This is a genomic window from Aeromonas sp. QDB25 (genome assembly GCF_027707725.1).
GTDB lineage: Bacteria > Pseudomonadota > Gammaproteobacteria > Enterobacterales > Aeromonadaceae > Aeromonas > Aeromonas caviae.
In genome coordinates, this window is the sequence record NZ_JAPCIZ010000218.1 from 1 (window position 1) to 1050 (window position 1050).

General features: G+C 56.7%; 1 protein-coding gene. It reads right to left on the minus strand.

What is annotated here, in order from left to right:
- Positions 1 to 55: 55 nt before the first annotated feature.
- Positions 56 to 973, minus strand: a complete 918-nt coding sequence (locus tag PG883_RS23555) for an IS5 family transposase (RefSeq protein WP_191604331.1) — start codon at positions 971 to 973, stop codon at positions 56 to 58.
- Between the last annotated feature and the right edge of the window lie 77 nt (positions 974 to 1050).

The following is a 1050-nucleotide window of genomic DNA, read 5'->3' on the forward strand; positions in this document are numbered from 1 at the left end:
GGCCTTGTTGCACAATTCCAAAACAGGACGGACTTTCTCCAAGCGCCGATTTCGCTCAGTTGACCTGCTGTCGTACAGGCATACCTAACCCCGTCATCCTGTTGATAGCCTTCACCCACGCCAGTGCTTCACCTACCTGCGCGTTGTAATTTCTCAGGCTCAGCTTTGCACCGATGAGCTGCTTGACTCGGTACATGGCTGTCTCGGCTTTTGAGCGTTGATGGTAGCCAGAGGCCTGCTTCCACTGCGCCAGCTCTCCCGCCTTGAGGGCCGTGACCGCTTCATTGCGCGGATGACCCTCTTCCCACAGTGCCGCATTCTTTCTCGGTGGGATAGTGGCCTTGGCCCCCTTCTTCTTGAGTAGGGCATGACAGGCTTTCGTGTCATAAGCCCCATCCGCACTGACTTGCTCTATCTTGCGTCGTAACGGGTTGAGCAAACTGGGGAACACTTCGTTGTCTGCCACCGTCTCGAGGCTAACCTCGGCGGCGACAATCGCATGGGTGGCGGCATCCACTGCCAAGTGAAGCTTACGCCAGACACGCCGCTTCTCCTTGCCATGCTTTCGGACTTTCCACTCACCTTCGCCATAAACCTTCAGCCCGGTCGCATCAATTACCAAGTGGGCGACGGCCCCCTGGCTGGGCAACCGGTACTTGACCTCCACCGTGTTGGCCCGCCTGCTGATGCTGCTGTAGTCCGGTGATGTCAGGGGCACCTGCATCAGCTTAAACAGCGAGTTTATAAACCCCTCCAGGGCGCGCAGTGGGAGCTTGAATACGCCCTTGAGCATGAGTGCCGTCTCGATGGCAGTATCGCTGTAGTGGAAGCCACGCCCCCGCCGACCATGATGAGTCTGGCAATGCCACTGCTTGATAGCCTGGTCGTCCATCCAGACGGTCAGCGACCCGCGTTGTACCAACGCTTGGTTATATTCTTTCCAGTTGGTGATGTTGTGTGTTGACTTGCCCATCTCATGTGCCCGGTAATTGATCCGGGAGATCAGATCACCACTTGGCTAGATAGTTCCCTGATTTGTGCAACAAGGCC

Bases quoted from the DNA above. Each gene is read 5' to 3' on its own strand.
- PG883_RS23555 (WP_191604331.1), bottom strand. From the start codon at position 973: ATGGGCAAGTCAACACACAACATCACCAACTGGAAAGAATATAACCAA.